The sequence below is a fragment of the Streptomyces sp. genome (assembly GCF_031181555.1).
Classification (GTDB): Bacteria; Actinomycetota; Actinomycetes; order Streptomycetales; family Streptomycetaceae; genus Streptomyces; species Streptomyces fimbriatus.
In genome coordinates this window covers 1-3,400 of record NZ_JAPSKQ010000260.1, presented here as the reverse complement: position 1 = coordinate 3,400, position 3,400 = coordinate 1, and the positions used below count along the sequence as shown (strand labels likewise).

General features: G+C 70.7%; 3 protein-coding genes. 2 read left to right on the top strand and 1 reads right to left on the bottom strand.

What is annotated here, in order from left to right; all coding sequences use genetic code 11:
- Nucleotides 1-183: 183 nt before the first annotated feature.
- Nucleotides 184-1,689 (bottom strand): amino acid permease, encoded by a 1,506-nt coding sequence (locus tag RIM90_RS30085; RefSeq protein WP_309063904.1) that lies wholly within the window; start codon nucleotides 1,687-1,689, stop codon nucleotides 184-186.
- Nucleotides 1,690-1,949: 260 nt separating this feature from the next.
- Between RIM90_RS30085 and RIM90_RS30080 the strand changes: the two genes are divergently transcribed.
- Entirely contained in the window at nucleotides 1,950-2,435 is a 486-nt protein-coding gene (locus RIM90_RS30080; RefSeq protein ID WP_309063903.1) for a ribose-5-phosphate isomerase, read from the top strand.
- Between the two features lie 126 nt (nucleotides 2,436-2,561).
- Nucleotides 2,562-3,389 (top strand): DNA-formamidopyrimidine glycosylase family protein, encoded by an 828-nt coding sequence (locus RIM90_RS30075; protein ID WP_309063902.1) that lies wholly within the window; start codon nucleotides 2,562-2,564, stop codon nucleotides 3,387-3,389.
- Nucleotides 3,390-3,400 lie beyond the last annotated feature (11 nt).

Genomic DNA, 3,400 nt, shown 5'->3' with positions numbered 1-3,400 from the left:
CGTCTCCGCGTCAGCCCTTCCGGTGCCGGCGTAAGGATTACGTCACATGGGGGAAACCGTCCCGGACACAGGGGGGCCGTCCCGGCGGGCCGGTCCCGGGCCCGCCGGGCGCACGACAGGCCACGGGCGCACGACAGGCCACGGGACACCACCCGTGGCCTGTCGTGCGCCGTGCGGGAAACCTCAGCCGGCCGTGACCTCGTCCGGCGTCCCGGCTCCGGCGTCCGTGCCGCCGCGGTCACCGCGCGCGGCCACCCGCTGCCGCACGAAGGCCAGGGCGAGCACGATGCCGGCCACCAGCAGCGACAGCAGCACCGTGGTCCGTCCGTTGTGCTCGGTGTCGGTCAGCATGTAGCCGAGCACGAACACGATCAGCGCCGCGCTGGCCCAGGTCAGGTACGGGTACAGCCACATCCGCACGACCAGCTTCTCCGGCGCCTCGGCCTGGATGATCTTCCGCATGCGCAGCTGGGAGAAGCAGATCACCAGCCAGACGAACAGCGCGACCGCGCCGGAGGAGTTGACCAGGAAGAGGAAGACCGAGTCCGGGAACTCGTAGTTGAAGAAGACGGCGACGAAGCCGAACACGACCGACGCGATGATCGCGGTCCGCGGCACGCCCCGGCTGGTGGTCCGGGCGAACGCCTTCGGCGCGTCCCCGCGCTGACCGAGCGAGAAGGCCATGCGGGAGGCCGTGTAGAGCCCGGAGTTGAGGCAGGACAGCACGGACGTCAGCACGATGAAGTTCATGATCTGGCCGGCGTGCGCGATGCCGAGGGAGTCCAGGGCGGCGACGTAGGAGCCGTCCTCGGTGATCGACGCGCTGTCCCACGGCAGCAGGCAGACGACGACGAAGATCGAGCCGAGGTAGAAGACGCCGATGCGCCAGATGATGCTGTTGGTCGCCTTGGTGACGGCCCGCTGCGGGTCCTCCGACTCACCGGCGGCCAGGGTCGCGATCTCGCTGCCCATGAAGGAGAAGACGACGAGCAGGATGCCGGTGAGGACGGCGCCGGCGCCGTTGGGCAGGAAGCCGCCGTGCTCGGTCAGGTTGGCGAGCCCCGCGGAGTCGCTGTCGACGCCGGGCAGCAGACCGAAGACGGCCAGCCCGCCGACGACGATGAACGCGGCGATGGCGACGACCTTGATCCCGGCGAACCAGAACTCGAACTCGCCGTAGGAGCCCACGGACACGAGGTTGGTGGCGGTCAGCACCACCATCACGATGAGCGCCCAGCCCCACTGCGGAACGGCCGGTATCCACCCTTCGAGGATCGTGGCCCCGGCGGTCGCCTCCACCGCCAGCACCACGACCCAGAAGAACCAGTAGAGCCAGCCGATCGAGAACCCGGCCCAGGGGCCGAGCGCGCGGTCGGCGTGCGCGGAGAAGGACCCGGAGGTCGGATTGGCCGCCGACATCTCACCGAGCATCCGCATCACCAGCACCACGAGCGTGCCGACGAGGGCGTAGGAGAGGAGGATGCCGGGGCCGGCGGCCGCGATGCCCGAGCTGGAGCCGACGAACAGGCCGGCGCCGATGACACCGCCGATGGCGATCATCGACAGATGACGGTTCTTGAGTCCGGCCTGCAGGCCGGACCCGTGCCCTCCGGGGCTGCCGGAGGGCGTGGTTCCTACGGGGTCTCCAGGGCTGTCGCCGGTCGTCCTGAGGGTCGGCTGCGAGGTCATGGAGCGGATTTCCTTTGTGCCGTGGGGGGCCGTTTTCCAGATGAACCAGGGTGTGTGGGGGTGTGGGACCGCACGCGGACGTAGGGGGCCCGGTGCGACCGATATTCGGACCGATCCAGTGAATCCGAGGTAAATAGATTCGGGAACCTTCGAATCCGTATTGTTACTTGAGGTTCTCCTGAGGTTCTGTAATCCTCCTCACGGTTTCGGCCGCGCCACCCCGCGCGCCCGCCCGGAAACCCGCGTGTCACACTCGGACCATGCGCGTGTACCTCGGTTCCGACCATGCCGGCTACGAACTCAAGAACCACCTCGTCGAGTGGCTCAAGGGCGCGGGCCACGAGCCCGTCGACTGCGGGCCCCACATCTACGACGCCCAGGACGACTACCCGCCCTTCTGCCTCCGCGCCGCCGAGCGGACCGCGGCCGACCCCGACGCCCTCGGCATCGTGATCGGCGGTTCCGGCAACGGCGAGCAGATCGCCGCGAACAAGGTGAAGGGCGTGCGGGCGGCCCTGGCGTGGAGCGAGGAGACGGCGGCACTGGGCCGTCAGCACAACAACGCCAACGTGGTCGCGGTGGGTGCGCGCATGCACACGCCGGACGAGGCGACGAAGTTCGTGGAGACCTTCCTGGCCACCCCGTTCTCGGGGGACGAGCGCCACGTCCGCCGCATCGACATGCTCGCCGGCTACGAGACCACGGGCGACCTCCCCCCGATCCCGCCCCACCACCCCCAGGGGTAACCGGCCCGCACACCGGCCCCCCGCCGAGAACCGGAAGGCTCCGCGGCGGGGGCGACGACCGGCGTGCCCGCGCACGCGGGACGCGCGGGACACACGGGAGGGCGATCAGGCGAGAGAGGGGAACCCGTGCCCGAGGGACACACCATTCACCGGCTGGCCGAGGACTACGCCGCCGCCTTCGCGCACCGCACGCCCCTCCACGTCACCAGCCCCCAGGGCAAGTTCGCCGACGCCGCCGCCCTCCTCGACCGCACGCCCCTGCACACCACCGACGCCCACGGCAAACACCTCTTCCTCGGCTTCCGTGACCCGGCCCCCGGGCACACCGAGTGGGTCCACATCCACCTCGGCCTCTTCGGCAAGGTCACCTTCGGCCCGGCCCCCGCGCCGCCGCCCACGGACACCGTCCGCCTCCGCCTCGCCGACGACACCTCGTACGTCGATCTGCGCGGTCCCACCACCTGCGCCCTGATCACGGACGCCGAGAAGCAGGCGATACACGGCCGCCTCGGCCCCGACCCCCTGCGCCCGGACGCGGACCCGGCCCTCGCCTACCGCCGGATCAGCCGCAGCCGTACGACGATCGCCGCCCTGCTCATGGACCAGAAGGTCATCGCCGGCGTGGGGAACGTCTACCGCGCCGAGGTCCTCTTCCGGCACCGGATCGACCCGTACCGCGCGGGCCGGGACATCACCCCGGCCGAGTGGGACGCGATCTGGACCGACCTGGCCGGGCTCATGCGCGAGGGCGTCCGCAACAACCGCATCGACACCGTCCGCCCGGAACACACCCCGGAGGCGATGGGCCGCCCGCCGCGCGTCGACGACCACGGCGGAGAGGTGTACGTCTACCGCAGGGCCGACCTGGCCTGCCACATCTGCGGCGGCGAGATCCGCACCGCCGATCTCGCCGCCCGCAACCTCTTCTGGTGCCCCACCTGCCAGGCCACCTGAGTCAGGCCACC